The organism is Bacillus sp. SIMBA_074, assembly GCF_046534555.1.
GTDB lineage: Bacteria > Bacillota > Bacilli > Bacillales > Bacillaceae_G > Bacillus_A > Bacillus_A mycoides.
Window position 1 is genome coordinate 1 of the sequence record NZ_JAWRYM010001273.1, and the last position, 234, is coordinate 234.

Genomic DNA, 234 nt, shown 5'->3' on the forward strand with positions numbered 1-234 from the left:
GGATTCTCGAGGAACGAGCCGTTCGTCTGTGAGAAGTTCGCGAGGCTGACAGCGAGCGTCTGTTTCGTCGCATCCTTCGTGACGAGGAACGGCCACAGGAACTCGTTCCACGGTCCGATGAATGTCACGAGCATCGCCGTGAGCACGGCCGGGCGCACGAGCGGAACCGCGATGAGGAGCAGGATGCGCAGTTCGCTGGCCCCGTCGATGCGTGCGGCGTCGAACACGTCGCGG

Annotated in this window: 1 protein-coding gene; it reads right to left on the reverse strand. The window is 64.1% G+C overall.

What is annotated here, in order from left to right; all coding sequences use genetic code 11:
• The coding region (locus SB773_RS34805) for an ABC transporter permease subunit (RefSeq protein WP_410595129.1) at nt 1-234 on the reverse strand (234 nt) is incomplete at both ends.